The 20,193-nt window shown below is 68.1% G+C and carries 16 protein-coding genes; 2 read left to right on the top strand and 14 right to left on the bottom strand.

Annotated features, from left to right (window positions below; translation table 11 throughout):
* Positions 1–12: 12 nt before the first annotated feature.
* Positions 13–1,308, bottom strand: a complete 1,296-nt coding sequence (locus tag LGN10_RS16625) for an MFS transporter (protein WP_124657445.1) — start codon at positions 1,306–1,308, stop codon at positions 13–15.
* 296 nt (positions 1,309–1,604) lie between these two features.
* Between LGN10_RS16625 and LGN10_RS16620 the strand changes: the two genes are divergently transcribed.
* Positions 1,605–3,125 (top strand): sensor domain-containing diguanylate cyclase, encoded by a 1,521-nt coding sequence (locus tag LGN10_RS16620; RefSeq protein ID WP_226224306.1) that lies wholly within the window; start codon positions 1,605–1,607, stop codon positions 3,123–3,125.
* Positions 3,126–3,202: 77 nt separating this feature from the next.
* Here LGN10_RS16620 and LGN10_RS16615 read toward each other — a convergent pair whose 3' ends face one another.
* Complete coding sequence (locus LGN10_RS16615; protein WP_104013390.1) at positions 3,203–4,102, bottom strand: LysR family transcriptional regulator; 900 nt, start codon at positions 4,100–4,102, stop codon at positions 3,203–3,205.
* A 110-nt stretch (positions 4,103–4,212) separates the two neighbouring features.
* On the opposite strand from LGN10_RS16615, the gene LGN10_RS16610 reads away from it, so the two are divergent.
* Positions 4,213–5,076, top strand: coding sequence for an SDR family oxidoreductase (locus LGN10_RS16610; RefSeq protein ID WP_226224304.1), 864 nt, complete (start codon positions 4,213–4,215; stop codon positions 5,074–5,076).
* Positions 5,077–5,318: 242 nt separating this feature from the next.
* Here the strand turns inward: LGN10_RS16610 and LGN10_RS16605 are convergent, their stop codons facing one another.
* The 12 genes from LGN10_RS16605 to LGN10_RS16550 form a co-directional block, all read right to left on the bottom strand.
* Positions 5,319–6,221 carry a GNAT family N-acetyltransferase gene (locus LGN10_RS16605; RefSeq protein ID WP_226224302.1) on the bottom strand — a complete coding sequence of 301 codons (903 nt, stop codon included), beginning with the start codon at positions 6,219–6,221 and terminating at the stop codon, positions 5,319–5,321.
* A gap of 195 nt (positions 6,222–6,416) precedes the next feature.
* Positions 6,417–7,604 carry a M20 aminoacylase family protein gene (locus LGN10_RS16600; RefSeq protein WP_226224301.1) on the bottom strand — a complete coding sequence of 396 codons (1,188 nt, stop codon included), beginning with the start codon at positions 7,602–7,604 and terminating at the stop codon, positions 6,417–6,419.
* 69 nt (positions 7,605–7,673) lie between these two features.
* Positions 7,674–9,131 (bottom strand): aldehyde dehydrogenase family protein, encoded by a 1,458-nt coding sequence (locus LGN10_RS16595; protein WP_124860513.1) that lies wholly within the window; start codon positions 9,129–9,131, stop codon positions 7,674–7,676.
* Complete coding sequence (locus LGN10_RS16590) at positions 9,128–10,405, bottom strand: NAD(P)/FAD-dependent oxidoreductase (protein ID WP_089466185.1); 1,278 nt, start codon at positions 10,403–10,405, stop codon at positions 9,128–9,130. Before LGN10_RS16590 ends, LGN10_RS16595 begins: the two co-directional genes overlap by 4 nt.
* Before the next feature lie 111 nt (positions 10,406–10,516).
* Positions 10,517–11,842: an NAD(P)/FAD-dependent oxidoreductase gene (locus LGN10_RS16585; protein WP_059577943.1), complete on the bottom strand. Its 1,326-nt coding sequence runs from the start codon at positions 11,840–11,842 to the stop codon at positions 10,517–10,519.
* 2 nt (positions 11,843–11,844) lie between these two features.
* Positions 11,845–12,579 carry a cupin domain-containing protein gene (locus LGN10_RS16580; protein WP_226224299.1) on the bottom strand — a complete coding sequence of 245 codons (735 nt, stop codon included), beginning with the start codon at positions 12,577–12,579 and terminating at the stop codon, positions 11,845–11,847.
* A gap of 120 nt (positions 12,580–12,699) precedes the next feature.
* Positions 12,700–13,131, bottom strand: a complete 432-nt coding sequence (locus LGN10_RS16575) for a helix-turn-helix domain-containing protein (RefSeq protein WP_060967032.1) — start codon at positions 13,129–13,131, stop codon at positions 12,700–12,702.
* 24 nt (positions 13,132–13,155) lie between these two features.
* Complete coding sequence (locus LGN10_RS16570) at positions 13,156–14,490, bottom strand: NAD(P)/FAD-dependent oxidoreductase (RefSeq protein WP_226224298.1); 1,335 nt, start codon at positions 14,488–14,490, stop codon at positions 13,156–13,158.
* 139 nt (positions 14,491–14,629) lie between these two features.
* The gene (locus LGN10_RS16565) at positions 14,630–16,498 is read right to left on the bottom strand and encodes an ABC transporter ATP-binding protein (protein ID WP_089466188.1); all 1,869 of its coding nucleotides are present in this window, start codon (positions 16,496–16,498) and stop codon (positions 14,630–14,632) included.
* Positions 16,498–17,454, bottom strand: coding sequence for an ABC transporter permease (locus LGN10_RS16560; protein ID WP_059637497.1), 957 nt, complete (start codon positions 17,452–17,454; stop codon positions 16,498–16,500). The genes LGN10_RS16565 and LGN10_RS16560 overlap by 1 nt, the downstream gene beginning before the upstream one ends.
* 30 nt (positions 17,455–17,484) lie before the next feature.
* Positions 17,485–18,438, bottom strand: a complete 954-nt coding sequence (locus LGN10_RS16555; protein ID WP_059577929.1) for an ABC transporter permease — start codon at positions 18,436–18,438, stop codon at positions 17,485–17,487.
* A gap of 79 nt (positions 18,439–18,517) precedes the next feature.
* Positions 18,518–20,098 carry an ABC transporter substrate-binding protein gene (locus LGN10_RS16550; protein ID WP_059577926.1) on the bottom strand — a complete coding sequence of 527 codons (1,581 nt, stop codon included), beginning with the start codon at positions 20,096–20,098 and terminating at the stop codon, positions 18,518–18,520.
* Between the last annotated feature and the right edge of the window lie 95 nt (positions 20,099–20,193).

Here is a 20,193-nt window from a genome sequence, read left to right as displayed (position 1 = left end):
ATGAGCGGGACATCAATGCGCGGGCGTCAACGTCGCCGCGTGGCGACGATAGAGCGCGAACGTCGCGAGCAGCGCGCACACCGCGGCGAAGCTCATCCAGTAGCCCGGTGCGGCCTTGTCGCCCGTCATGTGAATGAGCCCGGTCGAAATGGCCGGCGTGAAGCCGCCGAACACGGCCGTCGCGAGGCTGTACGCGAGCGAGAAGCCCGCGACGCGCACCTGCACCGGCATCACTTCGGTGAGCGCGACGACCATCGCACCGTTATAGATGCCGTACATGAACGACAGCCAGAGCAGGACGAGCAGCATGTTCGCGAACGACGGCGCGTGAGCGAGGAACGACAGCGCCGGGTAGGCGGTCACGACGGCGAGCATCGTCATGCCGACCAGCAGCGGCCGGCGGCCGATCCGGTCGGACAGCGCCCCGCCGATCGGCAGCCACACGAAGTTCGACACGCCGACGCAGAGCGTCACGAGCAGGCTGTCGGCGGTGCTCAGATGCAGCACCGTCTTGCCGAAGGTCGGTGCATAGACGGTGATCAGGTAGAAGCTCGTGGTGGTCATCGCGACCAGCATCATGCCGGCGATCACGACGCCCCAGTTCTGGACCAGCGTGCCGAACACTTCCTTCATGCCCGGGCGATGCTTGCGCGCCTTGAATTCCCGGGTTTCCTCCAGGTTGCGGCGCAGCATGAAGATGAACGGCACGATCATGCAGCCGACGAAGAACGGCGCGCGCCATCCCCAGGTGGCGATCTGCGCCGCGCTCAGCCACTGATTGAGCGCGAAGCCGAGGCCCGCGGCAACGACGATCGCCACCTGCTGGCTCGCCGATTGCCAGCTCGTGAAGAAGCCCTTGCGGCCCGGCGTCGCCAGCTCGGCGAGATAGACCGATACGCCGCCGAGTTCGGCGCCCGCGGAGAAGCCCTGCAGCAGCCGGCCGATCAGCACGAGCACGGGCGCGAGCAGCCCGATCGTCGCGTAGCCCGGCACGAACGCGATCAGGATGGTGCCGCTCGCCATGATGGACAGCGTGACGATCAGGCCCTTGCGGCGGCCGACCTCGTCGATGTACGCGCCCAGCACGATGGCGCCCAGCGGCCGCATCAGGAAGCCGGCGCCGAACACGGCGAAGGTCATCATCAACGACGCGAATTCGCTTTGCGCGGGGAAGAAGACGTTGGCGATCTGCGTGGCGTAGAAGCCGAACAGGAAGAAGTCGAACTGCTCGAGAAAATTGCCGGCCGTGACGCGAAAGATCGCGGCGGCCTTCGAACGTTCGGCCGGAAGGCTGGACGAGGGATGCATCGGGGTGTCTCCTGAAAATCCTGGAATACGCGGGAGGGCGGGTCGATTGTCGTTTTCCGGCATGTTGGCGCGGTATTGATGAAACGATAAGTGCGATTTTCGGAATGATTGATGCGATATGGTTATCAATCGACCGGGATCTCCGCCGCTCCGGGAGTGGCCGCGCGCGCCGCCTCGTCTCGCGATGCCGCGGCCGTCCGCCGGCGGCCATGTCGGCCTCGATTTTCCGTTACCCGTGCCGTTAACCCGGATTTGCCCGGCGCAATTGCAGCCGGCATCGGAAACCGCACGCGAGCATGCCCGCCTTCACTTCGATCGAGAAAATCGCCGACTGGGCCGGACGCCACCCGCTCGTCGTCGGCGCGTTGGGCACGCTGATGTCGCTCGCGGCGCTCGGGATCAGCGCGGTGACGCTGTGGGCCGCGCGCAGCGAAGTCGTCGTGCACGCGCACGAGACGTCGCGCAACGTCGCGGCCGTGCTCGCGAGCCAGATCGCGCGGACGGTCGAAACGTCGAACAACGCGCTGATCGCGCTGGCTGCCAATCTCGGCCAACCGGCCGTGCAGCGCATGGACGCGGGGTTGCGGCACGACCTGCTGTTCGAGCGCACCGCGGCCCAGTACCTCACCGGCATGGGCGTGACCGACAGGCGCGGCCGGCTGATCGACGGGTGCTGCGGCGCGACCCATCGCTGGGACTTCAGCGATCGCGACTACTTCAAGGTCCATCGCGACGCGGACAACGTCGGGCTCTACGTGTCCCAGCCTTATCGGGCACGCTCGCGCGGCGGCAAGGAGTCGATCGCGCTGTCGCGGCGCATCGAGCGGCCCGATCATGCGTTCAACGGGATCGTGGTCGTCGCCATCGATCTCGCTTACTTCGAGCAGCTCCTGTCCCGGCTCGACGTCGGCCCGAACGGGGTCAGCGCGATCGTGCGCGCGGACGGCACGATCCTCGCGAGAAACCCGTCATTGAACGACGGCCAGATGAATCTCCTGCGTCGCTCGAAATCGTTCAAGCGGATGGTGAACAGCGAATCGGGCTTCTATCCCGCCCGTTCGAGCATCGACGGCGTCGTGCGCTTGTATACGTACCAGCGGATACCGGGCACGCCGCTGATCGCGGTCGTCGCGCCGGCCGAAAGCGACGTGCTGGCCGGCATCCGTCGTCTGTCGTGGACGGTCGGCGTGTCGGCCATCGTGATCAGCACGCTGTTCTGCGCCGTGGTCTGGCTGCTAGCGTTCGCGTTGCGCGACAACCTTCGCAAGCAGACGCTGCTGACCGAGCTCACTCGAACCGACCCGCTCACGGGCCTGCACAATCGCCGCGCGCTCGATACCGCGCTGGCCGACGAATGGGAGCGGCTGCAACGGGGCGGCGACGGCAGCCTGTCGCTGCTGTTCATCGACGCCGATCACTTCAAGCAGTACAACGACCGGCACGGCCACGCGGTGGGCGACACCGCGCTGCGCTTTCTCGCCGAATGCATCCGCGCGCATACGCGGCGGCGCGGCGACCTCGCCGCGCGCTACGGCGGCGAGGAGTTCGTCGCGGTGTTGCCCGATACGGACGAAACCGGCGCGGCGCAGGTCGCGGAGGCGATTCGCCGCGAGGTGGAACGCAACCGGCTCGACGGGTTTGCGGATGCGGTGCCGCCCTTCACCGTCAGCATCGGCTGCGCGACCGGCCATCGCGCACGCCCCGCAACCGTGCACGCGCTGTCGCATCAGGCGGACCTGGCGCTCTATCGCGCGAAGCGCGAAGGCAGGAATCGTGTGTGCCGTGCGCAGGCGGAGCCGGTCGCGCAGCCGGCGTGAAAGCGCCGGTTCGATTCCGAAAGGGCGCCGGCATCCGGCTCACGACATCGCGACGCGCGTGCGCTGCCGCGACCGTTTCACTGCCCCGGTTCGATATACGCAGCCAGTTCTTCCGGCTTGCCTGAAGGAAACGCCTCCTTCAGGTGATCGAGAAACGCGGAAACGCGCGCGCTCAATAATCGCCTGGACGGATACAACGCCCACAGCGCGATATCGGGCCCCGGCACGTCGCCCCAACTGACGAGTGTGCCGGCCGCCAGGTCGCGGCTCACGAGCGACACCGGCAGGCACGCGGCGCCCAGGCCGAGGCGGACCGTATCGCGCACCATGCTCAGCGACGACAGCCGCGCCACGGGTTCGACCGCTATGCGCGCCGTACCGTCCGGGCCCGCGACCTCCCATGCCGCACGGCCGTCGCTTGTGCCGCGAACCACGGCCGGTGCGGGTGCGTCGCCGCTCGGTCGCGCCAGCTCGGGCCGCGCGACGACGACCAGCCGGTCGCGCAGGAACACGCGCCCGATCAGGCTTTCGTCAGCGGCCGGGTTCACGCGGATCACGAGGTCGTAGCCCTCCTCGATCATGTCGACGGGCCGGTCTTCGGTCGTCACCTCCAGCCGGACGTCAGGGTATTTCAGCGCGAACGTCGCCACGAGCCGCCCCATCGCGAACTGGGAAAAGACCATCGGTGCGCTGATGCGCAGCCGGCCACGCGGCCGTTCGCTTCCCGCTGCAATGGCCGACGCGCTGTCGGCGAGTTCCGCGAGCAGCGCGCCTGTCCGCTCGTAGAGCGCGCGCCCTTCCTGCGTGAGCTTCACGCCGCGCGAGCCGCGCTCGAACAGACGCAGCGACAGACTGTTCTCCAGTTCCGCGACGCGGCGCGACAGCGTCGCTTTCGGGCGATCGGCCACCCGCGCGGCCTCCCCGAAGCTGCCATGGCGGGCGACGAGATTGAAATCGGCGAGTGCAAGCAGGTCCATGTGTTCCACCAGTGAGACGATACGTCTATTTATCACATCTTCCGGATCGCATGTGGATCACTTAACTTACGTGGGCAGTCAACCCTATCGTTATCTCAGGAGCGAACATCATGACCATTCTCGTTACCGGCGCCACCGGCCGCGTGGGCCGCCAGGTCGTCCATCAACTCGTCGATCGCGGCGCCGACGTGCGCGTGCTGGTGCGCGATCCGGCCAAGGCCGATTTTCCGGCGGCCGTGACCGTCGTGCAGGGCGACATGCTCGACGTCGACGCGCTTCGTACGGCGTTCTCCGGCGTCCGCACGCTGTTCCTGCTCAACGGCGTGGCGGGCGACGAATTCACGCAGGCGCTGATCGCGCTGAACCTCGCCCGCGAAGCGGGTATCGAGCGCGTCGTCTATCTGTCGGTGCTCCACGCCGACCGCTTCGTGAACGTGCCGCACTTCGCGGTGAAGTCCGGCGCGGAGCGGATGATCGAGCGAATGGGCTTCAGCGCGACGATCCTGCGGCCTGCGTATTTCATGGACAACGAATCGATGGTCAAGGACGTGATCGTCGGCCACGGCGTCTACCCGATGCCGATCGGCGGCAAGGGCGTCGCGATGGTCGACGTGCGCGACATCGCGGAAGTCGCGGCGATCGAGCTGATCCGCCGCAACGACGCGCCGGGCAAGCTGCCGCTCGAGACCATCAACCTCGTCGGGCCCGACACGCTGACGGGCGAACAACTGGCATCGATCTGGTCGGACACGCTGGGCCGCGCCGTTGCCTATGGCGGCGACGATCCGACACCGTTCGAACGCAATCTGGCGCAGTTCATGCCGAAATGGATGGCGTACGAAATGCGGCTGATGGCCGAACGCTACGTCAGCGACGGCATGGTGCCGGAGGCCGGCGACGTCGAGCGGTTGGCCGCGATCCTCGGCCGCCCGCTGCGGACATATCGCGCCTTCGCGGCCGCGCTGCTGCGTTGAACGCGATGCCGCGCCTTCATGCTCCGTGCGGGAGTGCAGGCGGTCGCCAGGCGGTTGAACCGGCATCGCGCGCGACCGGTTCGCCGCGATCGCTGTGCCGCCGCCGGCGACGGCGATCGCGCAGCGGCAGCGCGGAACACGTACCGGATGGCCCGGCATTCGGATGTCGGGCAGCGAAGCGGCGGCGTCGATACAATCGGTTGTTCCCGCCTGCCGCCACGATCGCCTATCCGGCCGATGGCCTACAACATGGCCTGACTGACGAGCCCGTACAGTCCGTAGATCGGGTCGGCCGCGCCCTCGTGCGCCGCGGCCGGCGCGTTGCGAACCATCTTCGAACAGGTATCCACGTGTTTCAGTCCCTGTTCGCTCAACCAGTCCGGCAAACTGCTCCCGTCAGGCACATCGATACGAACGAATTCACCGTCTCGTTTCGTCAGCCAATAGCCGATCAGCGCCTTCGCACGCGCATCGTCGCTCGAACGCGGCGCGACCACCGGACCGATCACGTCACCGCGACCGAAGCGCCGCAGCACCGAAAACCCGACGACCTCGCCGTCACGTTCGAGCACGACGCTTTCTCCCCGCTTCTGCAATGCGGACAACAGCGCCTCGCGCTCGAGGCCGGACGCACGCGTGGCGAGTTCGACCAGGCGCGGCCAGTCGGCCGGCGATCCGGCACGCAGCCGCTCGCCGTCGGGCACGACAACGGCGGCAGGCCGATCGACGTTCCCCTGATATTGGCCCAGCGACCCGCACACGGTGAACCCCAGTTTCTCGTAGAGCGGCCGACCGGCCGGCGTCGCGTGCAGAAACGTGATGCGCGGCCCCAGTTCGTCGAGCAGCATTTCCATCAGTTTGCGGCCGATGCCTCGGCCCTGATGCGCGTCGGAGACGATCACATGCCCGATCGCCGCGCGATCCGCACCGTACTTCCAGCACATCGCCGTGCCGATGACTTCGCCGTTTTCCTCGGCCGCGAACGCGACCGACGTTTCCGCGGAAAACTGCCAGTCTTCCGCGCGGAACGGCCAGCGAAGCGCCATGGAAAGAGCATGGGCGGCGGGGACGTCCGCCGCGGTGAATCTGCGGTAGCGAAGTGCCGACGTCGCGCCGTGCTCCTTCACTTCATGTTCCTGGTTCATTCAGCAATCCTTTCAAATAGTGTCGCTGTGCGACACGGCACATCATATAAATGCACGGCGATGACATCGAAGCGGCGACAAATTGCACGGCGCTCCCCGGCTGGCATGAGTGCACGACGATCAGGAAGCACGCCGTTCCCGGACCTGACGCCCGATCGCCCCAAAGTCAGCCGGTGTCAACGCCGCCCCGACGCATCACGGCGATCGCGTGAAATAACGCTGCGCCAACGCGACCCAGTACCGGACGCCGGCCGGAATGATGTCGTCGTTGAAGTCGTATTTCGGATGATGCAGCGCCGGTGCGCTCGTGCCGTCCTGCGCATTGCCGATCAACACGTAAGCGCCCGGCCGCTCCTCCAGCATGAAGCCGAAGTCTTCGGACGTCATGTTCGGCGGCACGTTGGCGGACAGGCGTTCGTCGCCGAACGTAGCGCGAATCACCGCTTCGCACAGCGCCGTCTCGGCCGGCGTGTTGACCGTCGCCGGGTAGTACTGGAAAAACTCCACGTCGACCTGCGCGCCGTAGGCGCCCGCGAGCCCTTCGCAAGCGAGCCGGACGTCGTGCTGCAGCTTCTGCTGCAATGCCGACGACAGCGTGCGGATCGTGCCGCGCAGCTCGGCGGTGTCGGGAATCACGTTGTCCGTCGTGCCCGCATGGAACATGCAGACGGAAATGACCGCCGGGTCGACGGGATCCTTGTGCCGCGCGGCGATGGTCTGACACTGCAGCACCATCGAGCATGCGAGCGGCACCGGATCGATGCCCAGATGCGGCTGCGCCGCGTGCGCGCCCTTGCCCGTCACCGTGATCCTGAAGCGCGAGCCCGCGGCCATGATCGGGCCCGTGCGCAACCCGAAATGCCCGGCCGGCAACCCCGGCCAGTTGTGCATGCCGAATACCGCTTCCGTCGGGTATTGCTCGAACAGGCCGTCGTCGATCATCCTGCGCGCGCCCGCGCCGCCCTCTTCGCCCGGCTGAAACACGAAATGGACGGTGCCCGGCAACTGCGGCAGCGTCTTCAGCACCCGTGCGGCGCCGAGCAACATCACGGTATGACCGTCATGGCCGCACGCATGCATGATCCCGTGCGTGCATGACGCATGTGCGAAGTCGTTGGCTTCGTGAATCGGCAATGCGTCCAGATCGGCGCGCAGCACGATGCCGCGGCGCGGGTCCGCACCGGGCAGGCTCGCGACCACGCCCGTGCCGCCCAGCCCGCGCGATACCGCATAGCCGAGCGCCTCGAGCTCGCGGGCGACGACGTCGGCCGTCCGATGTTCTTCGAATCGCAACTCGGGATGCGCATGCAGGTCGCGGCGCAGCTTCGCCCAGTGCGCGTGATGCGTTTGCAGCGATGAGTCGGAGATGACGGGGTTGTCCAATTTCGGCACCTTCGGAATGTAACGGGCTTCCCACTGTACTGCCGGCGCGAATCGCGCGCAGCGGCTGCGTCAATCGTAAAAGCCGACGATCGACTTGACTTCCATATACTCCTCCATCCCTTCGATCCCGTACTCGCGGCCGTTGCCCGACTGCTTGTATCCGCCGAACGGTGCTTGAGGATCCCATGCCGGATAGTTCAGGTGCACCTGCCCCGCACGGATCCGTCCGGCCACCGCGCGCACCCGCTCCATGTCGGTGCCCTGCACGTGCGCGCCGAGCCCGTACACGGTGTCGTTCGCGATGGCGATCGCTTCGTCGATGGTGTCGTAAGGCAGGATCGCGAGGACCGGGCCGAAGATCTCCTGCTGCGCGATCGCCATGTCGGTGCGCACGTCGGAGAAAATCGTCGGCCGCGCATAGAAGCCCTTGTCGAAACCCGCGGGCCGGCCGGGGCCGCCGGCGATCAGCTTCGCGCGTTCGTCGATGCCCACGTCGATCATCTGCGCGACCCGTCCGAATTGCGCGCGATTGGCGAGCGGCCCGTGCGTCGTCGCCTCGTCGAACGGATCGCCGACGACGAGCGTTTGCGCGGTCGCGACGGCCAGCGCCTCGACCTCGCCGAGCGCGTCGCGCGGCACGATCATGCGGGTCGGCGCACTGCACGACTGGCCCATGTTCCGGAACGCGGCGGCGACGCCCGGCGGCACCGCACGCTGCAAATCGGCATCCGGCAACACGAGGTTCGGCGACTTGCCGCCCAGCTCCTGCGCGACGCGCTTGACGGTCGGCGCGGCCGCCTGCGCGACGAGCACGCCGGCCCGCGTCGAACCGGTGATCGACACCATGTCGACTTCCGGATGCGACGAAAGCGCGGCGCCCACCGTTTCGCCGCTGCCGCTCACGAGGTTGAATACGCCGGCGGGCACGCCCGCGTCGGCAATCACTTCCGCGAACAGCAGCGCGCTGAGCGGCGACAGCTCGCTCGGTTTCAGCACCACCGTGCAGCCTGCGGCGAGCGCCGGCCCGACCTTCGCGGTGATCTGGTAGATCGGCCAGTTCCACGGCGTGATCAACGCGCACACGCCGATCGGCTCGCGCGCGACCGCGGTCGTCCCACGCCGCTCGACGAACGGGTAGCGCGCGAGGTTGTCGCGTGCGACGCGGATATGTTCAGCCGCGAGCGGCACATGCGCGCCGCGTGCGTAGCCGATCGGCGCGCCCATCTCCAGCGCGAGCGCCGTGGCGAACAGCTCGGCGCGCGCCAGCATCAACGCATGGATACGATCGAGCAGCGCCGCGCGTTCCTGCGGTGACGTCGCGGACCAGCGTTCGAACGCGCGGCGCGCGGCCTGCACCGCGCGGTCGGCGTCGCGCGCGCTGCCGAGCGGAATCTCGCACAGCGTGTCTTCAGTCGACGGGCTGACGACCGCAAACCGGTCGCTGCCGTCGGGCTGCACCCAATCGCCGTCGATGAAAAAGCGATCGAGCCTGCCGGCTTGCATCAGGTGAACAACTGGGGAATTCATTGCAGAGTGTCCTTGAGTCGATACCACGCGCCGACGAACGGCAAGAACCACGGTTTGCCGAAGTGGCCCGGAATCGCGGGCCAGTCGAAACCCTTCCACGGGTTCAGCTCCGCGCGTCCGTCCATGATCTCCGCCATCAGCGTGCCCATCAGCGTGGCCATGTGCGTGCCGTGGCCGCTATAGCCCATCGAGTAATAAACGCCGTCGCGCTCGCCCGCGCGCGGCAGCCGGTTGGCCGTCATGTCGACCATCCCGCCCCAGCAGTAGTCGATGCGTACGTCGGCCAATTCGGGAAACACGGCGGCCATCTGCTGCCGCAGGATCGCCCCGCTCTTTGCGTCTGAATGCGGGTTCGACGCGGCAAACCGCGCGCGCCCGCCGAACAGGATCCGGTTGTCGGGCGTGACACGAAAGAAATTGACGAAGTTCTTCGTGTCGGTCACCATCCGGCGCGTCGGCAGCAACCGGTCGAGCAGATCCTTCGGCAACGGCTCGGTGACGATGATGAACGCACCGACCGGCACGATCCTGCGGCGAATCCAGCCGAATGGCCCGACCTGCGAAATGCCGCTCGCGAGCAGCACCTGGCGCGCGCGGATCTCGCCGAGCGGCGTGTGCACCGCGTAGGCGCCGCCGGCTTGCCGCTTCAGGCCGAGCACCGGCGCGTGCTCGAGAATATGCGCGCCGCGGGTCTGCGCGGCGCTCGCCAGCCCGCGCACGTAACGGCCGACATGCATCCCGGCACTCTTGCCGAAAAGCAGCCCGCCGTGATAACGGTTCGAACCGATCTCGTCGCGGAGTTCGGCCTTCGTGACCATGCGCGTGTCGGGGTCCACGCTCGCCGCGAGCAGCGCCTGGCTGCGCACGAGCTTGTCGTAGTGCTCGGGTTTCGCCGCGAGCTTCAGCTTGCCGCGGCGCGCGAAATCGCAATCGATCGACTCCTCCCTGACCAGCCGTTCGACCGTGTCGACGCCCGCGTCGAACGCGAGATAGAGCCGGTTGGCGAGCTCCGTGCCGATGCGCTGCGACAGCGACGCGTAATCCTGCGCGAAGCCGTTGTTGCACATGCCGCCGTTGCGTCCCGATGCCGCCTGCCCGACGGTGCCCGCCTCGCAGACGATCACGCGCGCGCCTTTTTTGGCCAGCGCCAGTGCGGCGGCCGAACCGGTGATGCCGCCGCCCACCACCACCACGTCGCAACTTCCGCCGGGCAACGCCGGCGTGTGGCTCACGAATGGCTCCGACGTATCGAGCCAGTAGGAACTGAAACGCATCTGGAACTCCCAAGCTGTCGCATCGCATCACACGCGCGCTGACGAGCCGGCGAACGTTCGCCGCCCCGACCCGGTCGCGCGTGCGATCCGGACCGGCGCGACGGCCTTGTACTAGAAATCCGCGACCTTGCCCCACGCGGACTCGCTGAACCGGCCGGGCCGGTACGGCGTCGGGTCCACGAACGGCTGCGCGCCGGATGCGAGATCGGCGATCAGATGCCCGGCGCCCGGCCCGATCCCGAAGCCGTGCCCCGAAAAGCCCGCCGCGAGGATCAGCCCCGGCACGCCCGGCACTTCGCCGATGCCCGGCACGCCGTCCGGCGTGCTGTCGACGAAGCCGGCCCATGCATGCGTGATCGTCGCTTCGCGCAGTTCCGGCAGCAGTTCGGCCGCGCGGCGGTAGGTTTCGGCGACCGTCGGCATGTCGGGCTTCGGGTCGAGAATGCGCACCGCTTCCATCGGCGTCGGCGCATCGAGGCGCCAGCGCTTCAACGTTTCATGGCCGCCGCGCACGCCTTCGAGACCGCCCGGCAGCAGGTTGCGCCAGCGCTTCGCGAACATCGGCACGAATTGCGGCGCGAAACGCAGGAACTGCGGCGTCGGGTCCACGCGCGCGCGGCCGCTGATCGCCAGCGCGTAGCGTCCGTCGCTGCGGCGCGTCACCGACACGCCGGACGTGTACATCGCATCCGGCAGCGGCGTTTCGACGGGGGACACGCTCAGGATCGACTGACGGATCGACGCCTGCGGAAACCGGATGCCGAGCTGGCGGCAGAACGACGACGCCCATGCGCCGCCGGCCATCACGGCCGTCCTCGTCCTGATGACGCCGGCCTCGGTGACGACGCCGGCCACGCGGCCGCCCTCGAGCTCGATGCCGCGCGCCGCGCAGTACTGATGGACACTGCCGCCCAGCTTCATCAGCGCGGCGGCCACGGCCGGCGCGGCCTTGCCCGGGTCGGCCGTGCCGTCGGTCGGCGAGAACACGCCGCCCTTCCACTGCCGCCCGGTCGCCCGTCCGCGCTCGGCGGCCTGCTTGCTGTCGAGCATGTACGTGGTCACACCCGCAGTCTTCGCGAATTCGCCCCAACTGGCCCAGCGGGACAGCTCGGCCTCGTCGTTGCTGAGATACAGCAGCCCGCAGCGATGAAAGCCCGTGTCCTCTCCCGATTCGGCGGCGAACCGTTCCCACAGATCGATGCTCTTGCTCGCCATCGGCAACTCGCGCGCATCGCGGTTCTGCTGCCGGCACCAGCCCCAGTTGCGGCTCGATTGTTCGGCGCCGATGCGCCCTTTCTCGACGAGCGCGACCGACAGCCCGCGCCGGGCCAGATAGTAGGCGGTGAAGACGCCGATGATGCCGCCGCCGATCACGACGACGTCGGCCGCGGCCGGCGGCGTGGACAAGGTTTCGATATGACGCAGCGGAGGGGACATGCTCAGTCTCGTTCGGTGGAGGGTTTGACGTTCTGCATCACGTAGAACTTCGCCACGCGTTCGCTGCTTTCCCACCCGATCGACGCGCCGCGCGGCACGAACAGCGCATCGCCGGCGCCGAGCGACAGCATACTGCCGTCGGGCGCCGCGAACCGTACGCCGCCGTCCAGCAGGAACATGAACTCGTTGGCGCGATGCGGCCGGACGATCCGGTGATACGGTGTCGAATCCCACGTGCCCGCGCAGTATTCGGCGCCGTCGTCGGTGAACACGTTGTCGCTGCGGCATTGCGGCGCGGGGCTCAGCAGCACCTCGGCCGGCAGCGTGGCGGACGGCTTGAAGTCCGCGTCGGCGCGCAACTCGAAGAGGCCGCGTTTCGTCGGTGTCTCGCACGCTGCCGCGCAGAACGTCAGCAGCACCGGCGATTGCGCGGCGATGCGCAGCGCCGTGCCGCCGCCGATGACGGCGCCTTGCCCCGGGCCGAGCACCAGCGGAGCGGCCCCGGCCGCTTCGAGCGTCAGCTCGCCCTGGACGACGACGAGGGTTTCGATGTGCGGAAAGCTCGACACGTCCAGCTCGCCGACGAAGCCGATGCGTCCCGCGGCCATCGCGTCGGGGCCTTCCCACGCGATCTCGCGATGCGACGCGAACGGATCGTTCGCGCCGAACGCCTGCCGGCGAAACGCGGTGGAAGAAGGTGCGCCGTCGGCACGGTGCAACACGAAAGCTGCGGTCATTTCTGCTCCTGTGCAATGCGTGGCGGTCTGGTTCAACGCCGTCACGCGATATCGGAAATCGTCGTTCGCCGGCTCTTCTGCCGGAAAATACTCAGCGGGGCATGTCGTCCATGCCCGTGCTTACGCCGCGTGACACGACGCATCGCGGTGTTCGGCGCGCAGGCGCGCCGATGGCGTTCGCACCGGCGCGCCGCCCGTTCGGGCGACCACGTAATCGCGCGGCGTGATCCCGAGCACGCGCCGGAAATGCCGGCACAGATGGCTCTGGTCGAAGAAGCCGACGTCGGTCGCGACGACCGACGGCGCGAGACCGGCGCGCAACAGGTCCTGCGCCCGGCGTACCCGCACGAGACACAGATACCGGTGCGGCGACAGCCCGGTTTCGCTGCGAAAGCGCGCGGTGAAACGCGATACGCTCAACCCGGCCACCGCCGCGAGCGTGTCCAGGTTCAGCGGCTGCGCGAACGACGCGTCGATCGTGCGCAGCACGTCGTCGATCGCCGGCGAGACCGGCCGGGCGACACGAGGCGAGCCAATGAATTGCACTGTCATATCGGATTCTCCGGGGCGCTCGCTTCAATGCAGGAAATCCTGCATCCGGTAATACGCGCCGACGAGCGGCAGGAACCACGCGTGCCCGAAATGGCCGGGTATCGCCGGCCATTCGAGCTCGCGCCACGGGTTCGACGCGGCCGCGCCATACAGCACGTCGGCCATCACACGGCCCATGTGCACCGACATCTGCACGCCGTGGCCGCTGTAGCCCATCGAGTAATAAAGCCCGTCATGCTGGCCCGCGCGCGGCAGCCGGTCGGCGGTGATGTCGACGAGGCCGCCCCAGCAGTAGTCGAGCCGCACGCCGGCCAGTTCGGGGAAATAGCCCGCCATGCCGGCGCGCAGGATGTCGCCGCTCTTCGCATCGGAGCGCGGGCTCGACATCGCGAAACGCGCGCGGCCGCCGAACAGCAGCCGGTTGTCGGGCGTCACGCGGAAGTAGTTGCCGATCTGGCGCGACGTCACGTACGCGCGGCGGTGCGGAAACAGCCGGTTCAACTGCGCGTCGGGTAGCGGTTCGGTCACGACGATGAAGCTGCCGACCGGCGCGATGCGCCGCCGGAACCACGCGAACGGCCCATGTTGCGACGCGCCGGTCGCGACCAGCACGCGGTCGGCGACGATCGTGCCGCGCGTGCACGTGATCGTGTGGCGCTCGCCGTCGAGCCGCTCGATCTGCGTGACGGCCGCGTGCTCGTACACGCGTGCGCCCGCCCGCACGGCCGCCTGCGCGAGGCCGACGCCGAACTTGCCCATATGCATTTGCGCGCCGTTGCGCTGCAGGAGCCCGCCGTAGAAACCTTCGGACGCGATTTCATCGCGGATCCGCGACGGCTCGATCAGTTCGATGTCCGGATCGACATCGCGCCGCAACGCATCGAACGTCTTCGCGAGCCCCGCGAAATGCTGCGGTTTCGCGGCGAGCTTCAGCTTGCCGGCGCGCCGGAAATCGCAGTCGATCGCCTGTTCGGTCACGATCGTCTCGACGCTCTTCACCGCGCTTTCGTACGCGAGATAAAACTGCTTCGCCTGCGCGGCGCCGATGCGCGCGGCCAGCGACGCGTAATCCTGCGCGACGCCCGTATTGCACTGGCCGCCGTTGCGGCCGGATGCTTCGCCGGCGACCTGCGCGGCTTCGAGCACGACCACCGAGACGCCGCGCTGCGCGAGCGCGAGCGCTGCCGACAAGCCGGTGAAACCGCCGCCGATCACGACGACGTCGGCCCGCCCCTCGACAGGGCCAACGCTTGCGTCGCGAAACGCGGGGCGGGTATCCAGCCAGTACGATTCCAGTTTCATCGGATCCTTCTTGGGCATGCCGGCAACGACGATCGGCGACCGTTCAATGAGAATCATTTAATCACCGTCAAAAACCGCAGTTGCCGCGTATTCGCGCACGGCACGCGCATAAATTGCCGTTTTGCACGACCGCCGCGGCAGACTATGCGGCGGGCCGTTCACCGCACCGCGCGATGAATGGTTCGCGCGCCACGCACTACAGCTGCACCGGCGTGACACCCGCGGGAATCGGCTCCGCCTGGAAGCGCGCGAGATCCTCCTCGCTGCGATGGCACAGCACCTGCGCGCCGTTGCCGAGCGTGCGCAGCGACGGCGCCGTCCGGTTGCACACGCCGTCCACGCGCATCGCGCAGCGCGACAGGAACGGACACAGCTCGGCCTCGTTCTCGCGCTCGCCGATCGACACCAGCGGCCGGTGGCAACGCTCGGCCGCATCGTCGAGCCAGCCCGCGCGCAGCTCCGGCGCGGACGACACCAGCAAGTGCGAATACGGGTGATAAGGCGGCGCGCACAGCGCGTCGCGGCTGCCCGTCTCCACGCGGTGGCCCGCATACAGCACGACGATGTCGTCGCTGATCGCGCGCACCTTCGCGATGTCGTGCGTGATGAACACGTACGACACGCCGAGCTTCGCCTGCAGGTCGCGCAACAAATCGATGATCGCGGCGCCGACGACGGTGTCGAGCGCCGACGTGACCTCGTCGCACAGGATCAGGTCGGGCTCGGCCGCGAGCGCGCGCGCGAGGTTCACGCGCTGCTTCTGTCCGCCCGACAGCTCGCCGGTACGCCGCGACGCGACCGCCGGCGGCAGCCGCACGAGTTCGAGCAGCTCCGCGACGCGCTGGCGTGCACGCGCGCCCTTGATCCCGTGATAGAACGCGAGCGGCCGCGCGAGCGTGCGCTCGACGGTATGCACCGGGTTGAGCGCGGTATCGGCGTTCTGGAACACGATCTGCACGCGGCGATGCTGCTCCTTCGTCCGTTTGCCGATATCGCGCGCAAGCGGCTCGCCGTCGAGCAGGATCTCGCCGCCGGTCGCCGGCACGAGGCCCGCGATCACCTTCGCGAGCGTCGTCTTGCCGGAGCCCGATTCGCCGATCACGCCGACCGTCTGCCCGCGCCCGATGCGCAGGTCGACTTCATGCAGGATCACCTTCGCGGGCCAGCCGTTCGCGGCGCGGCCGCCGTAGCCGGCGATCGCGCCGCGCACGTCGAGCAGCGGCGCCGGCTCGGCCGGCGCTTGCGCCTGCGCGTCGCGTCCGGCATCGTTCGGCGTGACCGCCGCGATCAGGCTCTGCGTGTACGGGTGCGCCGGCGCATGCAGGATCTGTTCGGTCGCGCCCGCCTCGCGGATCACGCCATCGCTCAGCACGACGATCCTGTCGGCCATCTGCGCGACCACGGCCAGGTCGTGCGACACGTACACCGCACTCATCCCGTAGCGCCGGATCACGTTCTTGAACGCCTGCAGCACGTCGATCTGCGTGGTCACGTCGAGCGCGGTGGTCGGCTCGTCGAGGATCACCAGCTCCGGATCCGTGATCAGCGCCATCGCGGCCATCAGCCGCTGCAACTGCCCGCCCGATACCTGGTGCGGATAGCGCTTGCCGATCGTCTCCGGCTCCGGCAGCGCGAGCGCGCGAAACAGCTCGATCGCCTTCGCCTGCGCGTCGCGCTTCGTCATCGTCCCGTGGATCAGCGCGCTCTCGATCACCTGATCGAGAATCGTGCGCGACGGGTTGAACGCGGCGGCCGCGCTCTGCGCGATATACGCGACCTTGCGGCCGCGCAGCGCGGTCAGCGCCGGTCCGGAAAGCGTGCACACGTCGGTGCCGTCGAGCTTGACCGAGCCGCCGGCGATCCGGCATCCGGCGCGCGCGTGGCCCATCAGCGACAGCGCGATCGTCGTCTTGCCGGAGCCCGATTCGCCGATCAGCGCGAGCACCTCGCCGCGCCCGATGTCGAAGTCGACGCCGTGGACGATCGTCGTTTCCTCGCCACCCGGCCGGCCGCCGACCACGCGCAGCCCGCGCACCTCGACGAGCGGGTTCGATTCGTGTCGCATCAGTGTCCTCCGGCGGCGCCGGCCGCGCCCTTGCGGCGGCCGCGATGCGGCAGGCCGTCGATCAACAGGTTGACGCCCACCGTCAGGATCGCGATCGCGACCGCGGGCATGATCGCGACGGCCGAGCCGTCGCCGAGGCTCGCGATGTTCTCGCGCACGAGCGAGCCGAGGTCCGCATACGGCGGCTGCACGCCGAGCCCGAGAAAGCTCAGGCCGCTCAGCAGCAGCACGACGAACGTGAAGCGCAGGCCGGTGTCCGCGAGCATCGGGTGGATCATGTTCGGCAGCATCTCCACGCACGCGATGTACAGCGCGCTTTCGCCGCGCGCCCTGGCCACCTGCACGAATTCGAGCGTGCTGATGTTGACGGCGAGCGCGCGCGCGATCCGGTACGAGCCCGGCATGTAGCTGACCGCGGCGGTAAGGATCAGCAGCGGCAGCGACGAGCCGAACGCGGCGACGAACATCAGCGCGAACATCTTCGACGGAATCGACGTGAGCGCGTCGAGCAGCCGGCTCATCGTCTCGTCGACCGCGCGGCCCGACACGGTCGCGAGCAGCCCGAGCGTCGTGCCGGTCACCGCGGCGAGCAGCACCGCGGCCAGCGCGAGCAGCACGGTCAGCCGCGTGCCGTACAGGATCCGGCTCAGCATGTCGCGGCCGAGGAAGTCGGAGCCGAACGGCAGCTTCGCGCTGAACGGCGCGAACACGTCGGGCGTGACGATCGCGCCGACGTCATGCGGCGCAATCAGCGGCGCGAACAGCGCGACGAACAGCATCAGGCCGGCCATCGACAAGCCGACGCGGCCGCCGGTCGTCAAGGCGATGCGCGCGGCGCGGCGCTTGCGCGGCTGGTCGGGGGCAGGCGCGGCAGGCGGCAGGCCGCCCCGCCCCAGGGGCGGATCGCCGGATGGCGGCAGCGCGCTGCTGCGTTGAACGGGTTCGATCGGTTGCATGGGCGGCATCTCGGAAGGAAGACGAAACACTCAGGTGCGCAGTCGCGGGTTCGACACGATCGAGCACAGGTCGGCGAACAGCACGAGCGTCAGGTAAGCGACGCAGAAGATCAGCGTGCACGCCTGGACCAACGGGAAATCGCGGTTGCTGACGGCGTCGACCATCAGGCTCGCGAGGCCCGGATAGTTGAAGATCGTCTCGACGACGATCACGCCGCCGAGCAGATACGACAGGCTCAGCGCGATCGCATTGGCGATCGGGCCGATCGCGTTCGGCAGCGCATGGCGCAGCACGACGCGCGCGGGACTCGCGCCTTTCAACACGGCCATCTCGACATACGACGCACTCAGTTGCTCGATCACCGCAGCGCGCGTCATCCGGGCCATCTGCGCGATCACGACCGCGCACAGCGTGAGCACCGGCATCGCATACGCACGCAGGAAATCGTGCAGGCTCTCGATCGGGCCGCTGTACGACAGCGCGGACAGCCAGTGCAGCTTCACCGCGAACACGAGCACGGCGACCGTCGCGATCAGGAATTCCGGCGTCGCGACGAGCGACAGCGTGCCGAGGCTGATCACGCGGTCGACCACCGACTCGCGCTTGACGGCCGCGAGGATGCCGAGCAGCAGCGCGATCGGCACCGACACGGCGGTCGTGATCGCCGCAAGCGTGAGCGACTTCGGCAGGCGCCCGCCGATCAGCTCCGACACCGGCATGTCGCCGGACAGCGACCGGCCGAAATCGCCGTGCGCGAGCCCCGCGAGCCAGTGCGCGTAACGTACGTGCGCCGGCATGTCGAGACCGAACTGCTGGCGCAGCGCGGCGACCGTCTCCGGCGTCGCCGACTGGCCGAGCGCGGCCTGCGCGGCGTCGCCTGGCAGCAGGTTCGTGATCGTGAAGATGATCGCGGACACGATCAGCAGCGTCAGCGCGGTGACCGCGATGCGCCGGCCGATCAGCCCGATGAGGATTCGGTTCATGGTGCAGCACTCCCGAAAAAACCGCGCGTGGCCGGCGCGGTGGCCCGCACCGGCCGCGCGACGGCGGCCAGCCACAACGTCATGCGTTCCACCACACGTTCTCGGCGAACGTGAAGCCCATCATCGGCCCGGTAGGGATCGAACCGAGGCCCGCGAGCCGCTTGTCGTAGCCGTCGAGGAAGCTGATGAACGCCGGAATGCCGACCCGGCCCTGCTGCGACACGATCACCTGCATGTCGCCGTACATCTGCTTGCGCTTCGCGTCGTCGGTTTCCGAGCGCGCGGCGAGCAGCAGCTGGTCGAACTTCGCGTTCTTCCAGCCCGACTCGTTCCACGGCGCATCCGACTTGAAGAATTGCGTGAACAGCACGTCGGCGCTCGAGCGCGGATTGATGTTGCCGAAGGTGAGCGGGTGCTTCATCCAGTGGTTCGACCAGTAGCCGTCGGGCGACGCGCGGTTGACCTGCAGGTTCAGCCCGATCTTCTGGCCGACCTGCTGCAGCAGCACGGCCATTTCGATCGACCCGTTCGCGTCGGACGTCGCATAGATCGGCGGCAGCGTCGCGCCGAGCGCGCCCGCCTTCCGGAGCAGGAATTTCGCCTTGTCCGGATCGTGCGGCCGCTGCGGCAGCGACGCGTTGAAGTAGCGGTGCCCCGGCGGAATCGGCTGGTCGTTGCCGATCACCGAGTAGCCGCGAAACACCGCCGAGCGGATCTGCTCGCGATCGAACAGGTACTTCATCCCTTCGACGAAATCGGGGTTCGCGACGATCGGGTTGTCGCTGCGCATGATCAGGTCGGTGTAGAGGCCCGACTTGGTTTCCTTCAGCGCGTAGCCCGGCGTCGACGCGACCCGCTGCGTCGAGCGCGGATCGATCGCATTGATCAGATGCACGTCGCCCGACAGCAGCGCGTTCAGGCGCGCGGCGCTGTCGCTGATGCCGATCATCTCGATCTCGTCGAGATACGGCTTGCCCGGCTTGAAGTAGCTGTCGTTGCGCACGCCGACGGTCGACACGCCCGGCTTGAACGACTTCAGCTTGTACGGGCCGCAGCCGATACCGGTCGAGAAATCGGTCGTGCCGTCCTTGACGATCACGAGCTGCGGTGTCGCGAGGATCACCGGCAGATCGGCGTTCGCGCTCGCGAGCGTCAACGTGACTTCGTCGGGGCCGGTCGCCTTCGCATCCGCGAACTGTTCGGCGAGCGTCTTGACCTTCGACGCGGTGGCCGGATTCTTGTGGCGCATCAGCGAAAACACCACGTCGGCCGGGCCGACCGGCTTGCCGTCGTGGAACGTGACGCCCTTGCGCAGCTTGATGATCCAGGTCTTCGCGTCGGTCGTCTGCAGCGATTCGGCGAGATTCATTTGCGGCGTCAGGCTCTGGTCGAGCTGCGTGAGGCCGCTGTAGAACATGAAGAAGCGGGTGTAGTCCGCGCCCGTCGAGCCCTTGGCCGGGTCGAGCGTATCGGCCGTCGAGCCGGATTCGTTCGCGACCCGGATCTTGCCGCCGCGCTTCGGCGCGGGCGCGGCGAACGCCGGCTGCGCATCCACCAGCAGCCCGCCGCCGACGGCCATCATGCCGCTCGCCGCCATGACCTTCATCATGTCGCGGCGCGTGAAGCCGCCCTTGCCGTCATTGTCGATATCGTCGCTCATCCGAACTGCTCCTGACTGTGGGAAGTGGGTCCAAGGGTCCAGCGTGGTTGTTCAATCCCGCTACGTCCGCTTGCTGGTGGCGGGCGCGACGTCGT

Origin of the sequence: Burkholderia sp. AU32262, from assembly GCF_020419985.1 — a bacterium.
Classification (GTDB): domain Bacteria; phylum Pseudomonadota; class Gammaproteobacteria; order Burkholderiales; family Burkholderiaceae; genus Burkholderia; species Burkholderia semiarida.
This window is presented reverse-complemented; position numbering and strand designations above follow the sequence as displayed.

Bases quoted from the DNA above. Each gene is read 5' to 3' on its own strand.
- LGN10_RS16555 (WP_059577929.1), bottom strand. From the start codon at position 18,438: ATGAACCGAATCCTCATCGGGCTGATCGGCCGGCGCATCGCGGTCACC.
- LGN10_RS16560 (WP_059637497.1), bottom strand. From the start codon at position 17,454: ATGCAACCGATCGAACCCGTTCAACGCAGCAGCGCGCTGCCGCCATCC.
- LGN10_RS16605 (WP_226224302.1), bottom strand. From the start codon at position 6,221: ATGAACCAGGAACATGAAGTGAAGGAGCACGGCGCGACGTCGGCACTT.
- LGN10_RS16570 (WP_226224298.1), bottom strand. From the start codon at position 14,490: ATGATTCTCATTGAACGGTCGCCGATCGTCGTTGCCGGCATGCCCAAG.
- LGN10_RS16615 (WP_104013390.1), bottom strand. From the start codon at position 4,102: ATGGACCTGCTTGCACTCGCCGATTTCAATCTCGTCGCCCGCCATGGC.
- LGN10_RS16595 (WP_124860513.1), bottom strand. From the start codon at position 9,131: ATGAATTCCCCAGTTGTTCACCTGATGCAAGCCGGCAGGCTCGATCGC.
- LGN10_RS16625 (WP_124657445.1), bottom strand. From the start codon at position 1,308: ATGCATCCCTCGTCCAGCCTTCCGGCCGAACGTTCGAAGGCCGCCGCG.
- LGN10_RS16565 (WP_089466188.1), bottom strand. From the start codon at position 16,498: ATGCGACACGAATCGAACCCGCTCGTCGAGGTGCGCGGGCTGCGCGTG.
- LGN10_RS16610 (WP_226224304.1), top strand. From the start codon at position 4,213: ATGACCATTCTCGTTACCGGCGCCACCGGCCGCGTGGGCCGCCAGGTC.
- LGN10_RS16585 (WP_059577943.1), bottom strand. From the start codon at position 11,842: ATGTCCCCTCCGCTGCGTCATATCGAAACCTTGTCCACGCCGCCGGCC.
- LGN10_RS16590 (WP_089466185.1), bottom strand. From the start codon at position 10,405: ATGCGTTTCAGTTCCTACTGGCTCGATACGTCGGAGCCATTCGTGAGC.
- LGN10_RS16550 (WP_059577926.1), bottom strand. From the start codon at position 20,098: ATGAGCGACGATATCGACAATGACGGCAAGGGCGGCTTCACGCGCCGC.
- LGN10_RS16620 (WP_226224306.1), top strand. From the start codon at position 1,605: ATGCCCGCCTTCACTTCGATCGAGAAAATCGCCGACTGGGCCGGACGC.
- LGN10_RS16575 (WP_060967032.1), bottom strand. From the start codon at position 13,131: ATGACAGTGCAATTCATTGGCTCGCCTCGTGTCGCCCGGCCGGTCTCG.
- LGN10_RS16580 (WP_226224299.1), bottom strand. From the start codon at position 12,579: ATGACCGCAGCTTTCGTGTTGCACCGTGCCGACGGCGCACCTTCTTCC.